The organism is Paraburkholderia terricola, from assembly GCF_900142195.1.
Taxonomy (GTDB): Bacteria; Pseudomonadota; Gammaproteobacteria; order Burkholderiales; family Burkholderiaceae; genus Paraburkholderia; species Paraburkholderia terricola.
In genome coordinates, this window is the sequence record NZ_FRAB01000056.1 from 22,057 (window position 1) to 40,061 (window position 18,005).

The following is an 18,005-nucleotide window of genomic DNA, read 5'->3' on the forward strand; positions in this document are numbered from 1 at the left end:
GCCGGTTCTTCTAGCCGGGTTCGTTGATCTCGCCCGACGGCGGTTCGTCGAACGGGCGGGCCGTAATGTCTGTATCTACGTCCGGGTCCGGGTCCGGGTCCGGGTCCACATCCGGGTCCGGGTCCGCTCGTGACGCAGCGCCGCGCGCTTCATCGACAAGCCGCAGCAACGCGATCGCCTCGTTGAAGTCATCGAGGTCGAGCCCTTCGGTGAGCCGCGCGCAGGCGGACTTCAGCAACTGCGCGGCTTCGCCGTTGCGGCCCTGAGCATGCCAAAGCCGGCTCAGGCTGGTCGCCGCCCGCAATTGCAGCGAGCGGCAGCCTTGCGCCAACGATTCGTCGAGCGCCGCGCTCAGGCACGCTTCGGCGTCGGTCGCCGTGTCGCCATAGGGCGGCTCGCCCGCATACGCCATCAGCAGCAACTCGCCATGCACGCGCCTGAGTTCGACCGTGTACCAGTGATCGCCGCTTTCGTCGCATTGCGCGAGCGCCTCCACCACCGCGGCGATGCCCTCGTCGCGCCGCCCCGCGCGGCCCAGCGCGAGGCTGTATTGCGCGGCGAGCAGCGCGCGTGGCGCGCCGTATTCGAGCGCGTCCATCTCGTCCAGCGCCGCGCCGAACGCCTGCAAACGCGGCGGCGTGGCTTCGTCCAGCGAGCGCAGGTAGGCGTCGAAACAGCGGCAGCACACTTGCGACACGCTCAGGCCCGCGCGCGCCGACACCTCGCGCAACAACGCTATCGCCTCGGCGGCCCGCTCGCGCAGGCCCGCCAGCAGCGCGAGCGGCACCTCGGCCTCGACCAGCACGTAGCACGTGACGATGGACTGTTCCTGCCCGCAGGCATCGGCCACGCACTCCGCCGCCATGCCGAGCGCCTGATCGCGCAAGCCCTGGAGCCACAGCACGCGCGCCAGCGTCGCGCGGCCCACCACGCGCTGATCGACGGACTGCCCGAGCGGCAGCCGATGCCGCAAGCTGCCGGTGTGCTGTAGAAACTGTTCCAGCGACGCCCGCGCCTGCTGCTGATCGCCCGCGTGATGCGAGGCGATGCCGAGCAGCCGGTACGCGAGGATCGCGTTGCTCGCGTCGCCCGTCTCGGCGGCGAGCGAGCCGAAGCGCTGCGCGAACGCGAGCGCATTGCGCGCCGCGCCGGACGACTGACTCGCGTTCCACATGCCCCACAACGCGCGCGCTTCGAAGCGCTGCTCGCCCAGCGCGATGGCGAGCGCCAGCACCTCGGCCCAGATGCCGAGGGTCTCGCGGTTCGGTCCGCTGACATAGACGAGCGCCGCGGCGAGCGCGGCCAGCAGTTGCATGCGCACACGCAGATGCCGGCTCGCGCGCGAGCCCTGATGCGCGGCGGCCACCGTGTCGAGCGCGCGCCGCGCCCACGCGCAGCATTCGTCGACCAGCGAAAGCTCGTACAGCAACGACACGACCTTCACCGCGAGCGCTTCGCCCAGCGCCTGGTCGCCCTTCGGCGAGAGCGCCCAGGCCAGCGCGGCGCGCAGGTCGTCGAGCAGATCGCGCATCTGCTGCTGCCACGCGTCCGCGTAAGCGCTCGCCGGATTCCTGCCGGTCGACGCTTCGCGTTCGAGCAGGCTCGCGAAGTAGCGCGCGTGATGCAGCGTGACGAGACGCCGCTCGCCGTTGTCGTCCAGTTTTTGCAGCGCATAGGCGCGCGTGGTTTCCAGCAGGCGATAGCCGGTTTTGCCGCGCACCACGCAGGTCACCACCAGCGATTTCTCGACCAGGCCGGAGAGCGCGGCGACCACTTCGGCGTCGCTCGATGCGCCGTCTCCGGCGACCGCGATCGCCGCTTCCAGCGTGAAGCTGTTGACGAAGATGCCGAGCCGGCGCAGCGTGGCGCGCCCGGTTTCGTCGAGCAGCGCATGGCTCCAGTCGAGCGTCGCCTTCAAGGTCTGGTGGCGCGGCAACGCCGTGCGGTTGCCGCCCGTCAGCATGTTGAAGCGGTCGTCGAGATGATCGGCGAGCGTTTCGATGCCGAGTATCGCGGCGCGCGCCGCCGCGAGTTCGATCGCGAGCGGTATGCCGTCGAGCCGGCGGCACACCGTGCCGGTCAGATGGATGCTGCGCTCGTCGGACGAAAACCGCGCGTCCATCGCGCGGGCGCGCGACAGGAACAGCTTGACCGCGCTGCGTTGCAGAACGTCCTCGCTCTGATCGTCCTGGCCGGGCACCTCCAGCGACGCGACCCAGTACAGGTGTTCATCGGCGACGCGCAACGGCTCGCGGCTGGTGGCGAGAATGCGGGTGGCCGCGCTTACGCTCAACAACGTCTCGGCCAGTTCGGCGGCGGGGCCGAGCACGTGCTCGCAATTGTCGAGCACGAACAGCACGCGCCGTCCGCCCAGCTCCTTGCTGACCCGCGCGAGCGTGAGCGGGCCGGCTGCCGCCTTCACGCCGATGCTGTTGGCGAACATGGCGAGCACGCTGTTCGAATCCGACGTGGACGCGAGCGATACCAGATAGACGCCGTCGGGAAAGTCCGCGAGCAGGCTGCGCGCGACCTCGATCGCGAGCCGCGTCTTGCCGATGCCGCCCGAGCCGACGAGCGTGACGGTGCGCGCGGAGGCGAGCGCGAGCGCAACGTCCTCGATGGCTTGCTCGCGGCCGATCAGCGCCGACAAACTCGCGGGCAGATTATTGGGCACGCTGAGCGCGGGCGCGGGCGCGGCGCGCTCAGCGGCGTCGGGCTTGCCGGCCAGGATCGCGGACGGGTCTCTCAGCACCAGCCGGTAGCCTCGCCCGGAGACGGTCTGTATCAGGCCGCGGCTCTCGCCCAGCACCTTGCGCAGCGCGGACATATGCACCTGAAGATTGTTCTCTTCAACGATCGTGTCGGGCCATACCTGCTTGAGAATGTCGTTCTTCGATACGAGCGCGCCATTGGCGGCGATCAACACGGCGAGGATGTCGAACGCACGGCTGCCGATGCGCACAGGCTGTCCGTCGAGAAACAGCTCTCGACTGGCAAGGTCCACCTGAAGGGGGCCGATGCGGATCATTGCGGGAATATCCAGGACTTGCGGGGAAAAGAACCACCGCCGACGGACCGGTCGGCGTTGTGCCCCGAAGTCTAGACCAAGGCCGGGTGCCCATGCGCGGAAAAAAATGAACCTATCGTTCGAATTTTTTGTACTGTGGGAGCGCGCACGGAGCGACGCAATGCGGCCGCGATGTAGTTGCCGAACCACTGACGCGCTAGCGCGCGTCGCCCTTCATTCCCATGCACGGCATGCATGCGATCACGGAAGCGAGAATCATCGCTCCGGCATTCACCGGGACCGCGCTGCGCACCCTCGGCTTGTAGATCGGATCATTACGGCGGATGATCGCGCCGCTCAGCGCGCAGCGTCCCTTGAGGCGCGCGCGGCAGGCGATCCACACCTGGTCCGCGTAACGGCAGCGGGTGGCGTCCTGCCAGAGCACGGCGATCGACGTGTCGGACAAACGCTCGATCACCTCGACCTGGACGTGCCGCGACGGCGCGTTCAAGGCGGCGCGATCGATCCGCGGCCTGAGGAGATACGCCTCGCCTTCGGCTTCGCTGCGATAGCCGGCGAGCAGCCGGCTGATCACGTGATCCCACACGGGAGCGCGCGCATCGCGGCCGGCGTCGCATGACGCCGCCGGGTTCTCGGCGGCCGCGCAACAGCCTTCACGGCGGCTGCCCGCTTCCAGTCGAAGCGCATCCGTGCGTGGCTTCAAGGGGCTTTCGATCTGCATCGCGCTTCTCCCTAGCGTGTTACTCGCTTCGTTCCATCGAGCCGCGGCGTTCGCGCCGGCCGGTCGCAGGCGAGACCAGCGGGCATGCCGTTCGTGAAGTGCAATGAGGTGCAATGAAGCGCGATGAACCGCGATGAACTTCAGCACGCTCACGCCCGCCGCCCGCTCAGGCACCGGTCCAGCCGCGCAAGAAATCCACCAGCAGTTCATTGACCCGCTCCGGCTGTTCCTCTTGCGGCAAGTGTCCGCAACGCGCGATCGGCTCGGCGCGCAGATCGGTCGCCATGCTTTCCCACACCGCCTTCATGTCGAACATGCCGCCCACCGCGTAGAAGTCCTCGCCCCATAGCGCCATGGTCGGACAGGCGATTTTCGTGTCGGCATCGACGAGATCCTGCGCGACGTCTTCCGCGTTCGCGCGGTAATCGGCCATCGCGCCGCGCACCGCGCCGGGGCGCTTATACGCCTTCACATAAGTCTCGAAGTCCGCGCCTTCGATGGTGTGCGGGTTGTAGCACCAGTCCGCGAAGAAGTGATGCAGCCACTCGGCTTCCTTGCCCGCGATCAGCGTTTCCGGCAGGTCCGCCACCAGATGGAACAGGAAGAACCAGTAGGCGCGCGCGGTCTGCGGATTCATGTTTTGCGCGACCACCCGCGTCGGCACGTTATCCATCACGACGAGCCGGTCGACCCGCTCGGGGTGATCCTTGGTGAGACGCGTTGCCACGCGCGCGCCGCGGTCGTGCCCGACCAGCGCGACCTTGCCGATGCCGAGTTCGTCGAGCAGACGGACGATATCGAGCGCCATGTTGCGCTTGTCGTAGCCCGAACCGGGCTTGTCGGTCTCGCCATAACCGCGCAGATCCGGCGCGATGACGCGATAGTGGCGAGCCAGCACCGGAATCTGATGGCGCCACGCAAAGCTCGTTTCGGGAAAGCCATGCAGCAGCACGACCACCGGACCGCTACCGGCATCGAGGTAGTGCTGCCGGATGCCGTTCGCACGGCGCGTGTGATGCGTGATGTCGATCGCTTCGTTTTCCATTTCCGTATTCATCTCGTGTTCCTCGAAGTAATGAGCGCGCGAGGCGCCGGTGCTACTGACCGGGCGCCGCCTCGTAGTTGACCGGCACCCAGTCATACGTGCGCCCGTTTTTCCTGACGTGTCCGAGGCCGGGGAACGCGATATGCGCCGCGCCGATCAGATAGCGCTGCTTCGCGGCGAGTTCGAGCACCGCGCGGCGCGAGCGCCGCGCGTCGGCCGCGTCGGTGTCGTATTCGACGGAAGCGGCCGGGTTCTGCAACTGGATCGACGCGACGTGGATGATGTCGCCCCACACCAGCAGATCCTTCGAATCGCTTTGCACGAGATAGCCGGTGTGGCCCGGCGTATGTCCCGGCAACGCGATCGAGCGGATGCCCGCGTCGAGTTCCGCGTCGCCGCTGAACGGCTTGAAGCGCCCGGCTGCCGCATAAGGCGCGACGGAGGCGATGGCGGCGTCGAAGAACGTGCTGAGAAAAGCCGGCGCTTTCGACTTGTTCGCCGGATTCAGCCAGTAATCCGCTTCGGTTTGGCTCACCCGCACGAGCGCGTTCGGAAACGCCATCGCGCCGTTCGACACGACGCCGCCGACGTGATCCTTATGCAGATGCGTGAGTAAGACTTCGTCGACCTGCCCTGGTTGATAGCCCGCCGCGCGCAAGTTGGCGAGCAGCTTGCCGCAGCAATCGCCGTACAGCACGCCCGCGCCGGAATCGATCAGGATCAGCTTCGAACCGGTATTGATCAGAAACGCGTTGATCGAGCCTTGAACCGGCGCCTGCAAAAAATCGCGCGCGAGATCGCGGGCGATTTCTTTCTTCGGCACGCCTTCCACTACCGTGTCGATCGGAAACGGATGCGTGCCGTCGAGCAGCGCCGTGACTTCGAACGCGCCGAGCATGATCCGGTAGAAGCCCGGCCCCTGGGTCTTGAGCTGGGGCGCGGCGGCGAACGCCGTACCGCTCGCGACGACGCTCAGCATCAGCACGCACCAGGTGCCCACCCGCATCGCCCAAACGCGCTGAAGCCGCTTCATCATTCGATCCCTGTTTGCCGTGTGCATGAGAAAAGCATAACGACCGCGCGGGCCACGCAGTCGCTAATTTTTATTAAACGTGCTGAACCGGCGCCGCCGCCCGTTGGCTCAGATACGCGTGAATCTGCGCGACGACCGCCGCGCCGTCGCCCACCGCCGCGGCCACCCGTTTCGCGGATTCCGAGCGCACGTCGCCGACCGCGAACATGCCCGGCACGCTCGTTTCGAGCGGATAGCGCGCGCTGGCCTCGGACAATCCATGCTCGCTGCGCGCAAAGCCGGTCACGACGAAGCCGCGGTTATCCAGCTCCACGCCGCTCGACGCGAGCCAATCCGTTTTCGGGTCCGCGCCGATGAAGAGAAACAGATGGCGCGACGCGAGCACTTCGTCGCTGCCGTCGTCTTCATGACGCACGCGAAGATGCGTGAGTCCCGCTTCGTCGCCTTCGAGCGAATGCAGCGTGCAGCCGGTGCATAGCGAGACGTTCGGCAACGAGCCGATGCGGTCGATCAGATACTTCGACATGCTCGCGTTGAGATCCCTGCCGCGAATCAGCATGCGGATGCTGCGCGCGAAGTTGGCGAGGAACACCACCGCTTGGCCCGCCGAATTGCCGCCGCCGATCAGCACGATGTCCTGGCCCTTCACCAGCTTCGCTTCGATCGTCGAGGCCCAGTAATACGTGCCGCGCCCCTCGAAGCGTTCGAAGTCCGGCACCGTCGGCTTGCGATAAGCGGCGCCGCTCGCGACCACCACCGTGCGCGCGCTGATGCGCTGGCCGTCGAGCAGCGTCAGCAGAAAGATGCCCTCCTGCCGGCTCACGTCGACGACCTTGCCGGGAATCGCCAGATGCGCGCCGAACTTCAACGCCTGCTGGAACGCGCGCGCGGCGAGCGCCTGGCCGGAAATGCCGGTGGGAAAGCCCAGATAGTTTTCGATGCGCGAACTCGCGCCGGCCTGGCCGCCTGGCGCGCGCTGATCGAACACGGCGACCGACAGGCCTTCCGTCGCGGCATAGACGGACGCCGCGAGTCCCGCCGGACCCGCGCCGACGATCGCGACGTCGTACACGTGCGATGGCTCGAAGGTCGGCACGAGGCCGAGGCACGACGCGAGTTGCGCTTCGTCCGGCGCGCGCAGCACGTTGCCGTTCGCGCAGAACACCAGCGGGAAATCGCCGGGGCCGGTCGTCATGCCGCCCAGCAACGTGACCGCTTCGGGATCGCTGCGCGCGTCGATCACCGTCGCGGGGTACGCATTGCGCCGCAGGAAGCCTTGCAGGCGAACCAGCCGCGCGTCGTCGCCGTTGCCGACGATGATCGGCCCCAAGCCCTGCTCGATGAGACCGAGCCGCCGCAAGATCAAGGCGCGCATGATGTGCTCGCCGAGTTGCGCATCGGCGACGATCAGCGCGCGCAGGCGGTCGGGGTCGATCACGAGCGTTTCCACATCCGTCAACGCGACGCCGTCGATCAACGCGGGCTTGCCGGAGAGTTGCGCCATCTCCGCCATGAAGTGGCCGTCGTCGTGTTCGGTGACGAGCGTGGAGCGCCCGAAGCTGTCGCGCGAATAGATGCGCACGCGCCCATGCAGCAGCACGAAGAGGCCGAGCGCGACATGCCCGGTTTCGAAGATCAGTTCGCCGGCCTTGAACGACATCGGCTTCGCGAAGCGCCGCAGACTTTGAATCTCCGCCGGCGAAAGACGCGGAAACATCTGATGCTGCCTATATTCCAGCGACGAATACGGAATCTCGAGTTCCGACGGTACGGACGCGTCGATCGGTAGATCGGGGGTGCTCATGACAATGGACCTCTCTCGGGCCTCGTCGAACCGACGACGTCCCGCAAAATGACGGCGTTGCGCTTACCAGCCGAACTTCAATTCGGCCCCTACGTAGTCGGCATTGCGCGCGCCCAGTTCGCGCAGCGACGGGCCGACCTGAAAATGCACGGCTTCGAGCGCGGCGGCGAGATTGGCGGTAACCGCCCAGTCGGCGCGCAACTGCGTATAGAAACCGGTCCAGCGTCCGCCGTGTCCCGCCGTGCCCGGCACCACCGAGGAGCCTTGCCCGTACACCGCGTCCGCGGTGGTCTGCCGCCATTGCAGGCCCACACCCGCCAGCAGCGTGAGCTTGCTGTTCGGCTTGACGATCAGCGACGGCTTGACGTGAATCAGGTTGGTGTAGCCGGTGTAGCCCGCGAGCGCGAAGTAGTAGCCGTTCGGAAACAGCGGATTGAACGTGCCGACGCGGCCGTCTCCCGGATGACGGTCGCCGGAAGCGGCGTCGACCTGAATGCCGACGCGCGGCGTCCACGGCACCGAGGCCAGCGTATAGCCCGCGAGCGAGCCCACCGCCCACGCGCCGATGGTCTTGTTGCCCACGTGCCCCGACTGATACATCGCTTCCACGTCCCAGTCGATCTGCGCGACCTTGCCGGCATAGCGCGCGTCGAATACGTCGCGATGCTCGTCGCCGGCCGCGTCGAGAAAGCGCGCATTGCTGCGGTTGTAGCGCGAGTAGTACGCGGACAGATCGCCCGGACCGACGCCCTGGCGCTCCACGCGCACGCCGCTGAACGTGAGGTGACGGTTGGACACGTCGTCGAAATCCGAGTTGTCGCGGTACTGCACCGGCTGCGTCGCGTAGGCGATCCAGCGCCACGGGCCGGTTTCATAGTCGGCCCAGATCGCGTCGAAGGCCTGGCGCACGTTCGGGCCGTCGCGCACGGAGATGAAGCGCTGCAAGTCGAACGCCATTTCCTGCCGCCCGACGCGGACCTTCACGGTGCCGGGACCCAGCGGCTCGGTGATCGCGACGAACGCCTGGCGCAAGTCGAGCGGGTTCTTGTCGACCGGCGAAACGTTGTCCTTGCCATAGGGACGCGCGTCCTCGAATTGCGTGAAGAACTGCACGTGCGGGCCGAGCCGCACATCCGCATGAACTTCCAGACGTTGCAGCAGATAGGTATCGTCGTGCCCCGAGCCGAGGCCGAACAGCGGCGCGTCGTTGACTTCCAGCCGCTCGCGCAACACCACGCCGAGCGAGATATACGCGTCGGGATTGCCGAACAGCGGAATGTACTTCAGCGAATCGAAAGGCCGTTTCGGCACGCACGGATTGGCGAGCGCCGACCAGTTTTCCTGCCAGCGATTGAACATGACCACCGGACGCGCGCACGAAGCGCTAGCCGCCGTGCTGGTCGCGGCGGTATCGTCGGCGCTGCCGAGCGCGGTGTCCGCCGCCGAAGCCGGCAGCGCCGCCGCCAGCCCCGTGCTGACCAGCAGCGCGCGCGCGGCGCGCAGCGCCCGCCGGGCGCGCGCGTTGTGCGCCTTCGTTGCGCTCGCTTTAGCGGCCATCGTGCACTTCAGCGATGTAGCCGCCGGGGAATTCCAGCATCGCCGTCTTGCCCGATGCGCTGCCATACGGCGCGAACAGCACCTTCGCGCCGGCCGCCTGCGCGCGCTGCAGCGTCTGCGCCAGATCGTCGACGGCATAGCCGGTCGTTTCGCGTCCGAACGGGAACGGCAGCTTGCCGTCCGTGACGAACACCACCATGCGGCCAAAGCCCGATTCGAGACGAATCTCGCGAATGGTCTCGCCCGGCCGGCCAATCACGCCCGCGTCGGCGCGCGGAGTGTCCGACACCACCTTGCCGTGCGAAAAATGCAGCCAGCGGCGCACGAAGTTGTCGGCTTCGTAGCGCGACACATACACGCGGTTATCCGGCACGCTGTGCAAGGGCGCGTAGCTGGGCGCCTTGGTGTGCCAGTAGAGTTGCATCGTCAGGCCGCCCGGCCATTGAATGATGGCGTCCTTGCCGATCGGATCGTCGAAGCTATCCACGAGCACGTCGGCGCCCGCCGCGCGCGCCGCCTTCACCGCCTGATCGATGTTCGTCACCAGATAGCCGGTGCGCTCGTTGCCGAACGGATAGGGAATCGGCGTTTCGAAGCCGAATACCGACAGCATGCCGACCGGCGTCTGCACGTACTGCGAGGCCGTCTTGCTCGGGGTCGGCGTGACCGTGAACACCGCGCGCGGCGAAGCCTTGCCGCCGAAGGTCGCGACAAAGCTCGTGACGAACGCGTCGAGATCGGCGGAGGCGACATAGACGTGCGTGGTGTCGTATTGCGGACCCACGGAAACGTCGGCATGTTTCGCGGCGAGCGCGGTCTTGCCGTTCGATACTTCAGGCGGCCCGGCATCGGCGAATGCGGACGAGACCGGCGTGAAGCCGATCAGCAGCGCGGCGCAGAGAAGCGCGACGGGACGAAAGCGTTTCAGCGATGTGAACATGTGTTGTAACCCGATTGTGTTGGCAATAATGAATAGCTTGAATAGCGTGAATAGCCGGCCCCTGCGAGGCCGCGTGAGTTATCCGTGGAAACCGCGCGCGCGTTCAAGCGACGGCGACGTATCGCCGTGACCTAATGGCTCGCGGGCGCCGCCCTTCTGTTCCATGCGAGAGCAAGCAGCACGGCCACCGGTAGCGCAATCGCGACGAACGAAAACTGCATATAAGCGAGCGCGCCGAGGATCGCGCCGGCCGCGAATCCGCACATGGCCGCCAAGGTCCATTTGAGGCGTTCGCTAACCTGCTGGCCATGTCCGCCCGCCGCGCCCCGGTGAATCAGCTCGATCACATCCAGCACGATTTGCGTGACGTTGCCGGTCATCACCGTATTCGGCAGGCCGCTCACCTGTAGCAGCTTGCCGCGCGCATTCTGTACGCCCATCGCCATCGTTCCGAGCACGCCGCACAGCAGCACCATCGAGGCGTCCGAACCCATCGCGGGCGTGATCAGCATGCCCGTGACGAGGAACGAAACGAGCAGCGCCGCCTGCAACAGATAGAGCACGCTCGCGGCATTCGGCGACTGATGCCGCTCCGTGAACTTGAAAATCACGCTGCCCAACGCAATGCCCACGATGAAGGACGGAAACGCCAGCAGCTTGAGCAGCGCGCCCTGGCCCACGCCCGCGACTTCCGCGCCGAGCAGCACGAAGTTGCCGGTCACATGCGCGGTGAACAGGCCGAACAATGCGATGAAGCCAACCGTGTCCACATAGCCGGCGATCATCGCGAGAATCGTGTCTTCATGCTTGTTCACGGACGATTTCCTCGACAGGAATAGACGCGTGCCGACGGCATCAACCGCCCTCTTTCGCCGCGCCGGGCGCGTTCGGCTTTTGCAGCGCCGAAGCCGCCGGGGCTGTCCCGGCTGGCGGCGCGGCCTGAACCGTCGGCGTCTGCGCGAACAACTGCGCCTTGACGACCGGTATCGCGTGCTCGCCCAGCACCATGCCGAGCAGACCTGCCAGCGCGATTAACGGCGGCGCCGGCGACTGCACCTTGAGCAGCCAGTAAAGCAGTCCGACGCCGAAGCCGACTCCCAGTGAAATGACGTAGCCCATTGCGTTTTCCTTTCCTTTCGATACCTGCAAATGCCTTAATTCGGCCAGTCCGAACCCAGCACCAGACCGCAGAAATTCAGCCGGCGATAGTTCGGGTCCCAGCGGTCCAGCACGTCCGCGTTCACCGTGCCGAACGTCGTCTCGGGACGATGCTCCATACCGCGCGCGTAGGCTTCGATGATCTTCTTCTTGAAGTCCAGTTCGCGCGGACACGCCTGCATGATTTCGTCGCGCTGCTGCGCGGTGAATTCGTCGTAACCGTCGCCGCACACATCCATCTGCACGCCGGCGCGGGTCAGCGCGACGAGCGGCGACATATGCTCCGCAATGCCGGGCGTGGTGTGCAACGCGATCGCCGTCCATACTTCGTGGATATCGCTTTGCGCCGCGCCGTGCTGCCGCACGAACGCGCGCGCCGCATTCGCGCCATCCACTTCGAATCGGTAAGGCGAGTGCCGGTACTGCGCATTCAAACCGGCGTTGTGAAACAGCGCGGCCACGTAAAGCAATTCCGCGTCGAAACTCAGGCGCTTGCGATAGCCGGTCAGCGCGCCGAACAGAAAGACCCGCAACGCATGCTGAAACATCAACTCGGATTCCGTGGCGCGCATCTGGGTGGTTGCCGCCCCAGCCATCGCACCATCGGGAATCTCGACTCCCGCAATCATTTTCTTCATGTCACCTCCTCCCTATCGCCCATCCTCGCTCCTCGGTCGCTCCGCCGCGCGATGCTTGCCCACTGTCCGATGCAGCGTAGCGAATTAATCCAATAAAGACTTTGGCCGTTCCTTAAAAAGACTTAATTCGCGCGGCGCTTTTTTTGCGGGCCCCGCTCAAATCGCCAGTTCATGAAAGCGCCGCAGACCGTCGCGTATCCATTGCAGCAAGCCGCCGGCGTGCTGATCGGCATGCTCGGGCGACGCGAGCAGCATCTTCTCGGTTTCATGGTGTTCCGTGAGCAGCCGGCACATCTCTTTCGCTACCTCGGGCCGCCGCGCGAGGATCGGCGTCAACGCGCTTTTGTCGAGGCGAAACACCGTGGCGCGCGTGAGCGCTCGCACGATCACGCCGGACCTGACGCCCGCCAGGATGCCCGACTGGCCGATCGAATCGCCCGGCGCGAGCCGTCGCAATTCGATCTCGCCGCCGCCCTTCGGCACGCTCACGCTCGCGACGCCGCGCGCGAGAATGTGCAGTTCGTGGCCGCTTTCATCGGCGGCGGCGTAGATCGTATCGGCGGTGTCGAATTCGTGTTTCGTCAGCTTTGCCGCGAGTTCGGCTATTTCGCCGTCGTCGAGCGTCTGGAAGATCAATACGTTGCAGAGCAGCCGGTGCTTTTCGTCCGTCGCCTCGGTGGCAGGCTCGGGCACCGACAACGGCCGCAACACCACGCCGCGCGACAGCAAATGCCGGTGCGCCAGATCGAACAGATCGTTGCGCACGTCGATCTTCTTGCTCAGGGTATCGACGTAGCAGACGATCTCGTACTCGATCGCGTCGTTGGTCGCGCGGCGCACGCTGACAATCGGCTTGGGATCGGCGAGCACAGCGTCGGAGCTGGCGGCGGCGTCGGCCAGCGCCTGCAACACCGTGGCCGGCCGGATCGTCGGCTTGACCGGCAGCACCACGCTGATGCCGTGCGTATGCGAGGGCTGGTTCGCGTTGACGATGTTGGTGCGCGCCGCCACGCTGTTCGGGATCACGACGATATTGCCCTGCCCGTTCAGCAGGCTGGTCGCGCGCCAGTTGCTCTCCACCACCTTGCCTTCCACGTCGCCGATCGTCACCCAGTCGCCGATGTGAAACGGCTGCGTGGCGTTCAGCACCACCCCGGAAAACACGTCGTTGAGCGTGCTCTGAATCGCGAGGCCGAGCACCACCGCGAGCGCGCCGGAGGTCGCGAGCAAACCGCGCACCGGCAGTTGCAACACGAACGCGATCGCGCCCACCGCCGCCGCGAGAAACACCAGCGCGCCGAACACGTCCTGAAACAGACGCTCCTTGTGCCACGACTCGGGCAACACGGTGCGATCCAGCACGATCGTCACGAGACGCGCGCCTTGCAGCCACCACACCACTTCGAGCATCTGCGCGAGCAGATGGCGCAGCGGCTGATCCTCCCACGGCGCGGCGCGCAGCGGATTCATGCCTGACCTGAACAGCACGTAGGTCGATAGCCCGAACATCAGCGCGCGCAAGCCGAGACGCGCCTGCTCGCGCCTGATCGCCACGAAACGCCAGGCGAGGAAATCGAGGACCAGGATGCCTAGCCCGTACAGCACGCCGTCGGTCAGGGTCGGCATGAAGGTCCTCGCTCGCGTGGCGGCATGAAACCGTGGCTATCGGAACAACCGGAACAATCGGAACAATCGGAACGATCAGAACGCGAAGCAGCTACAGCCCAGCGCGCCCCAGAAGCCGTTCGAATCGCTGACGGGCACGTTCTTGCGCCAGGCCCAGCCGTGCGCATGCGCATGCACGCCGCACAGATTCACGCAGCCGTCCACGCACGCCACCGCGGTCGGCTTGTACCGGCTGTAGCCGCCGAACTCCGCGACCGGCGACCACGACGGGCTGACCGGCAAATCAGGCGGCGCGAGCGGCGCGAAGTCGTCGGCTGCGTAGACCACCTTGCCGCCCACCACCGTCATCACCGATTCGAGATACTTGATATGGCTTTCGTCGACCGTGAAATAGTCGTCGCTGAGCACCGCGAAGTCCGCGAACTGGCCGGGCACGAGCGCGCCCTTGCGGTCGTCCTCATTCGAGAACCACGCGCTGCCGACCGTATAGCGGCGCAGCGCCTCCATGCGGTCGAGCCGGTTCTCGCTCGTGTACATCGCCGTGCCGCCGACCGTCTTGCCCGACACCATCCAGTACAGCGACACGAACGGGTTGAAGCTCGCGACGCGCGTGGCGTCCGTGCCCGCGCCCACCGGCAGGCCCGCATCGAGCATGTGGCGGATCGGCGGCGTGCGCTTCACGGCTTCCTCACCGTATTGCTGAATGAAGTACTCGCCCTGGTAAGCCATGCGGTGCTGAATCGCGATGCCGCCGCCGAGCGCGCGCACGCGGTCGATATTCTTCTGCGTGATGGTCTCGCAATGGTCGAAGAACCAGCGCAAGCCGTTGAACGGAATGTCGGCGTTCACGCGTTCGAATACGTTCAGGAAGCGCTCGATCGATTCGTTATAGGTTGCGTGCAGACGGAACGGCCAGCGGTTCGCCACCAGCAGCCTGACGACACCTTCGAGTTCCGCTTCGAGCGTGTCCGGCAAATCGGGGCGCGGCTCCAGGAAGTCCTCGAAGTCGGCGGCGGAGAACACCAGCATTTCGCCCGCGCCGTTCACGCGCAGAAAGTCGTCGCCCTCGCCGGGCTTCGTCATCTTCACCCACTTGGCGAAGTCCTCGATTTCCTGCTTGGCGTTTTGCGTGAACAGGTTGTACGCGATCCGCACGGTCAGCTCATTGTGCTTCGCCATGTCCATGATGACGGCGTAGTCGTCGGGATAGGCCTGGTAGCCGCCGCCCGCGTCGATCGCGCTCGTCACGCCGAGGCGGTTCAGTTCGCGCATGAAATGGCGCGTGGAATTGCGCTGATCCTCCGGCGCGAGCTTCGGACCTTTTGCGAGCGTCGCGTATAACAGGCCCGCATTCGGCCGCGCGATCAGCATGCCCGTCGGATTGCCGCGCTTGTCGCGCTGAATCTCGCCGCCGGGCGGATTGGGGGTGTCTTTCGTATAGCCGACCGCGCGCAAGGCAGCGCCATTCAGGAGCGCGCTGTCGTACAGGTGCAGGATGAACACCGGCGTATCCGGCGCGATCGCGTTGATCTCTTCGAGCGTCGGTCCGCGCCGCTCGGCGAACTGGAATTCGTTCCAGCCGCCCACCACGCGCACCCACTGCGGCGCGGGCGTGCGGGCCACCTGCTTGCGCAGCATGTCGAGCGCATCCGCGAGCGACGGCACGCCGTCCCAGCGCAGTTCCATGTTGAAGTTCAGGCCGCCGCGAATCACGTGCAGGTGTGAATCGTTGAGACCGGGAATGACCGTGCGGCCTTTCAGGTCGACGTGGCGCGTGTTGTCGTTGACGTGGCGCATCACGGTGTCGCGCGAGCCGGCCGCGATCACGCGGCCGTTCGCGACGGCGAGCGCGTCCGCGAACGAGCGTTTGTCGTCCTGCGTGGCGATCTTGCCGTTGAAGAAGACGACTTCGGCCGGCGTCGGCGCGGAAGTGGTGGAAGTCATGGCGATCCTCATAGGGAGCGCTCCGCTTTTCACGCGCGGAGCGATTCATGGAAGCGGGCGCTCGTGACGCCCGCTTCCATGAAGCATTCAGAAACCAGCCGGCAAGCGGAATCCAGAGCGCCGGTAGACGCTCGAATTCCGCGAGACGGCGTGACGCGACTGTTACTTCACCTTAGCCGGCACCGGCGCCAGGATTTCGTGCTGCTCAGCCGTACGCTGAGCCGCCTTGTGCACCATCGTGTACGCGTAGTCCACGCCCATTCCGTATGCGCCCGAATGTTCTTTGGCGATCTTCATGACAGCGTCATAGGTCTCTTTGTGCGCCCAGTCGCGCTGCCATTCGAGCAGCACCTGTTGCCACGTGACCGGCACCACGCCGGCCTGAATCATGCGCTGCATTGCGTAGTCATGCGCTTCCTTCGACGTGCCGCCCGATGCGTCGGCGACCATGTAGATTTCGTAGTCGCCTTCGTCCATCGCGCACAACGAAAACGTGTTGTTGCACACCTCGGTCCACAAGCCCGCCACCACGACTTTCTTCCGGCCGTTCGCGGCGAGCGAGTCACGCACCTTCTGGTCGTCCCACGAATTCATGGACGTGCGTTCGAGCACCTTGTGCCCCGGGAATACGTCCAGCAGTTCGGGGTAGGTGTAGCCCGAGAAGCTTTCCGACTCCACCGTCGTGATGGTGGTGGGGATGTTGAACACGCGCGCGGCCTTCGCGAGTCCGACCACGTTGTTCTTCAGTACCTGACGGTCGATGGACTGAACGCCAAACGCCATTTGCGGCTGTTGGTCGATGAAGATGATCTGCGAGTTTGCAGGTGTCAGAACTTCGAGTTTGGGGTTTGACATGGCTGTGTAGATCCTGAAAGGGTTTGATGGACATGCCGCACTGCGTTGAAGTGCGCGAAAAACTGAGGCCAGTCTATCGACGGCCATTGGCCAAGTCCTTGGCAAAGCCCTTAATCGTTCTTAATTGAGAGTTCTGGAGAAATGAGCCCGCAACGGAAATCGCGCGCGCCCGATCCTGGTTGCCGCCTCGAAAGCCGCTCTACAAGCCGCTTCAAGCCGCTTCAGAAAAATTCATGTTTTGTGCAGGACTTTACGTGCGCGCCGTTTCACACTTCAGTTGCCGGATTCAGGACCTTCGGCCGCACTTATCGACATCTAGCAGGCCGGTGAAATACCTCATGTAGCGGTCATCCGGGACGCAGGCGTAAACGTTGAACTGATGTCATCAATGAGAGCGAGATGGAACGGATGCGTGGGCCAGATGGTTTTACCGAGTCAATGTTCACGGTGTTGAAGCTGGACGATTTTGTGCCGAAGGACCATCCCTTGCGTCCGATTCGCATCTGGCTCAATGGCGCGCTTAAACGCATGGACGATGTGTTCGCGCGGATGTACGAGGCTGACGCGAAAGGAGGTCGGCCGAGCATCGCGCCGGAGAAGCTGGTGCGAGCTCTTTTGCTGCAGGTTCTGTATTCGATTCGTAGCGAGCGCATGCTGGTGGAACAGATTTCCTACAACATGCTGTTCCGCTGGTTCGTCGGCCTGCCGATGGACGGGACCGTGTGGGACCACTCGACGTTCAGCAAGAACCGCGACCGGTTGCTCGAACACGATGTGCTGGTGTTGCTGTTCAACGAGACAGTCGAGACCGCGCGCGAGCGCGGATATCTTTCTGGGGAGCACTTTAGCGTCGACGGCACGTTGATTCAGGCATGGGCCGGGCATAAGAGCTTCGTGCCGAAGGCAAGTCCAGACGAAGACGACACGCCTCCTGACGAACCGCCAGCGCCGAATGACAACTGGCACGGACAGAAACGCAGTAACGAGACGCACCAATCCACGACGGACGAGCAGGCACGCCTGTTTCGCAAGAGCAAAGGAACCGGAGCGATGCTCTGTTATATGGGCCACGTGCTGACAGACAACCGGCATGGCCTGGTGGTCAACGCGCAGGTGACGCTGGCGACGGGCACCGCCGAGCGCGACGCGGCCGAGCTGATGCTTGCCGATGCCGCAAGTGTTGCGCCGCTCGGCATCACAGTCGGCGCGGACAAGAACTACGACACCGCCGGTTTCGTGGCCAGTTGTCGAGCGAACCGTGTGACGCCGCATGTGGCGCAAAACGATGGGCGTCCAGGAGGTTCAGCAATTGACGAGCGAACTACGCGCTGGCCGGGCTACGCGGTCAGCCAGCAAAAACGTAAACGCATTGAACAGGTGTTCGGATGGGGCAAGACAGTCGGGCGAATTCGACAAGCGATGTATCGGGGACTTGAACGCGTAGACCAGCTCTTCGTGCTGACGCAGGTCGGCTACAACCTGACGCGTATGCGCACACTTGCCGGTTGAGGGGCTGGAAGCAATGGATAACACCGATATGGTGAACCCCCGAGTAACGCCGAATGCCCGCAATCGTGTTCCGCGTTTCAAAAGTGCAAACCCAGCATCCGTCGTAATGCATCTGAGCGCATCAACGACGGATATTTCAACGGCCTG

General features: G+C 65.0%; 14 protein-coding genes. 1 reads left to right on the forward strand and 13 read right to left on the reverse strand.

Going from position 1 to position 18,005, the window contains the following annotated elements:
- Positions 1-10 precede the first annotated feature (10 nt).
- The 13 genes from BUE39_RS30020 to BUE39_RS30080 form a co-directional block, all read right to left on the reverse strand.
- Positions 11-3,028 carry a winged helix-turn-helix domain-containing protein gene (locus BUE39_RS30020; protein WP_073432291.1) on the reverse strand — a complete coding sequence of 1,006 codons (3,018 nt, stop codon included), beginning with the start codon at positions 3,026-3,028 and terminating at the stop codon, positions 11-13.
- Between the two features lie 196 nt (positions 3,029-3,224).
- Positions 3,225-3,749 (reverse strand): DUF3331 domain-containing protein, encoded by a 525-nt coding sequence (locus BUE39_RS30025; RefSeq protein ID WP_073432292.1) that lies wholly within the window; start codon positions 3,747-3,749, stop codon positions 3,225-3,227.
- Positions 3,750-3,915: 166 nt separating this feature from the next.
- On the reverse strand, positions 3,916-4,806 hold the full coding sequence (locus tag BUE39_RS30030; protein WP_235004997.1) for an alpha/beta fold hydrolase: 891 nt from the start codon (positions 4,804-4,806) through the stop codon (positions 3,916-3,918).
- Positions 4,807-4,846: 40 nt separating this feature from the next.
- Positions 4,847-5,827, reverse strand: coding sequence for an MBL fold metallo-hydrolase (locus BUE39_RS30035; protein ID WP_412534875.1), 981 nt, complete (start codon positions 5,825-5,827; stop codon positions 4,847-4,849).
- 73 nt (positions 5,828-5,900) lie between these two features.
- Positions 5,901-7,631 (reverse strand): FAD-dependent oxidoreductase, encoded by a 1,731-nt coding sequence (locus tag BUE39_RS30040; protein ID WP_073432294.1) that lies wholly within the window; start codon positions 7,629-7,631, stop codon positions 5,901-5,903.
- Between the two features lie 63 nt (positions 7,632-7,694).
- Positions 7,695-9,188 carry an alginate export family protein gene (locus tag BUE39_RS30045; protein ID WP_073432295.1) on the reverse strand — a complete coding sequence of 498 codons (1,494 nt, stop codon included), beginning with the start codon at positions 9,186-9,188 and terminating at the stop codon, positions 7,695-7,697.
- Positions 9,178-10,128 (reverse strand): VOC family protein, encoded by a 951-nt coding sequence (locus tag BUE39_RS30050; RefSeq protein ID WP_073432296.1) that lies wholly within the window; start codon positions 10,126-10,128, stop codon positions 9,178-9,180. The genes BUE39_RS30045 and BUE39_RS30050 overlap by 11 nt, the downstream gene beginning before the upstream one ends.
- Positions 10,129-10,259: 131 nt before the next feature.
- Complete coding sequence (locus tag BUE39_RS30055; RefSeq protein ID WP_227470459.1) at positions 10,260-10,943, reverse strand: YoaK family protein; 684 nt, start codon at positions 10,941-10,943, stop codon at positions 10,260-10,262.
- Positions 10,944-10,983: 40 nt separating this feature from the next.
- Positions 10,984-11,247: a DUF1427 family protein gene (locus tag BUE39_RS30060; RefSeq protein ID WP_073432297.1), complete on the reverse strand. Its 264-nt coding sequence runs from the start codon at positions 11,245-11,247 to the stop codon at positions 10,984-10,986.
- Between the two features lie 35 nt (positions 11,248-11,282).
- A complete protein-coding gene (locus BUE39_RS30065; protein ID WP_073432298.1) occupies positions 11,283-11,924 on the reverse strand; it encodes an HD domain-containing protein in 642 nt (213 codons plus the stop codon).
- A 156-nt stretch (positions 11,925-12,080) separates the two neighbouring features.
- Positions 12,081-13,550: a mechanosensitive ion channel family protein gene (locus BUE39_RS30070; protein ID WP_073432299.1), complete on the reverse strand. Its 1,470-nt coding sequence runs from the start codon at positions 13,548-13,550 to the stop codon at positions 12,081-12,083.
- A 75-nt stretch (positions 13,551-13,625) separates the two neighbouring features.
- Positions 13,626-15,494 carry an amidohydrolase gene (locus BUE39_RS30075; RefSeq protein WP_073432300.1) on the reverse strand — a complete coding sequence of 623 codons (1,869 nt, stop codon included), beginning with the start codon at positions 15,492-15,494 and terminating at the stop codon, positions 13,626-13,628.
- A 162-nt stretch (positions 15,495-15,656) separates the two neighbouring features.
- Complete coding sequence (locus BUE39_RS30080; protein WP_073432301.1) at positions 15,657-16,349, reverse strand: hydrolase; 693 nt, start codon at positions 16,347-16,349, stop codon at positions 15,657-15,659.
- A gap of 408 nt (positions 16,350-16,757) precedes the next feature.
- On the opposite strand from BUE39_RS30080, the gene BUE39_RS30085 reads away from it, so the two are divergent.
- Positions 16,758-17,858 (forward strand): IS5 family transposase, encoded by a 1,101-nt coding sequence (locus tag BUE39_RS30085; protein ID WP_073432307.1) that lies wholly within the window; start codon positions 16,758-16,760, stop codon positions 17,856-17,858.
- Positions 17,859-18,005: the final 147 nt, after the last annotated feature.

Excerpts from the sequence above, each read along its gene's own strand:
- BUE39_RS30020 (WP_073432291.1), bottom strand. The coding sequence starts at position 3,028 with ATGATCCGCATCGGCCCCCTTCAGGTGGACCTTGCCAGTCGAGAGCTG.
- BUE39_RS30025 (WP_073432292.1), bottom strand. The coding sequence starts at position 3,749 with ATGCAGATCGAAAGCCCCTTGAAGCCACGCACGGATGCGCTTCGACTG.
- BUE39_RS30030 (WP_235004997.1), bottom strand. The coding sequence starts at position 4,806 with ATGAATACGGAAATGGAAAACGAAGCGATCGACATCACGCATCACACG.
- BUE39_RS30035 (WP_412534875.1), bottom strand. The coding sequence starts at position 5,827 with ATGAAGCGGCTTCAGCGCGTTTGGGCGATGCGGGTGGGCACCTGGTGC.
- BUE39_RS30040 (WP_073432294.1), bottom strand. The coding sequence starts at position 7,631 with ATGAGCACCCCCGATCTACCGATCGACGCGTCCGTACCGTCGGAACTC.
- BUE39_RS30045 (WP_073432295.1), bottom strand. The coding sequence starts at position 9,188 with ATGGCCGCTAAAGCGAGCGCAACGAAGGCGCACAACGCGCGCGCCCGG.
- BUE39_RS30050 (WP_073432296.1), bottom strand. The coding sequence starts at position 10,128 with ATGTTCACATCGCTGAAACGCTTTCGTCCCGTCGCGCTTCTCTGCGCC.
- BUE39_RS30060 (WP_073432297.1), bottom strand. The coding sequence starts at position 11,247 with ATGGGCTACGTCATTTCACTGGGAGTCGGCTTCGGCGTCGGACTGCTT.
- BUE39_RS30065 (WP_073432298.1), bottom strand. The coding sequence starts at position 11,924 with ATGAAGAAAATGATTGCGGGAGTCGAGATTCCCGATGGTGCGATGGCT.
- BUE39_RS30070 (WP_073432299.1), bottom strand. The coding sequence starts at position 13,550 with ATGCCGACCCTGACCGACGGCGTGCTGTACGGGCTAGGCATCCTGGTC.
- BUE39_RS30075 (WP_073432300.1), bottom strand. The coding sequence starts at position 15,494 with ATGACTTCCACCACTTCCGCGCCGACGCCGGCCGAAGTCGTCTTCTTC.
- BUE39_RS30080 (WP_073432301.1), bottom strand. The coding sequence starts at position 16,349 with ATGTCAAACCCCAAACTCGAAGTTCTGACACCTGCAAACTCGCAGATC.
- BUE39_RS30085 (WP_073432307.1), top strand. The coding sequence starts at position 16,758 with ATGCGTGGGCCAGATGGTTTTACCGAGTCAATGTTCACGGTGTTGAAG.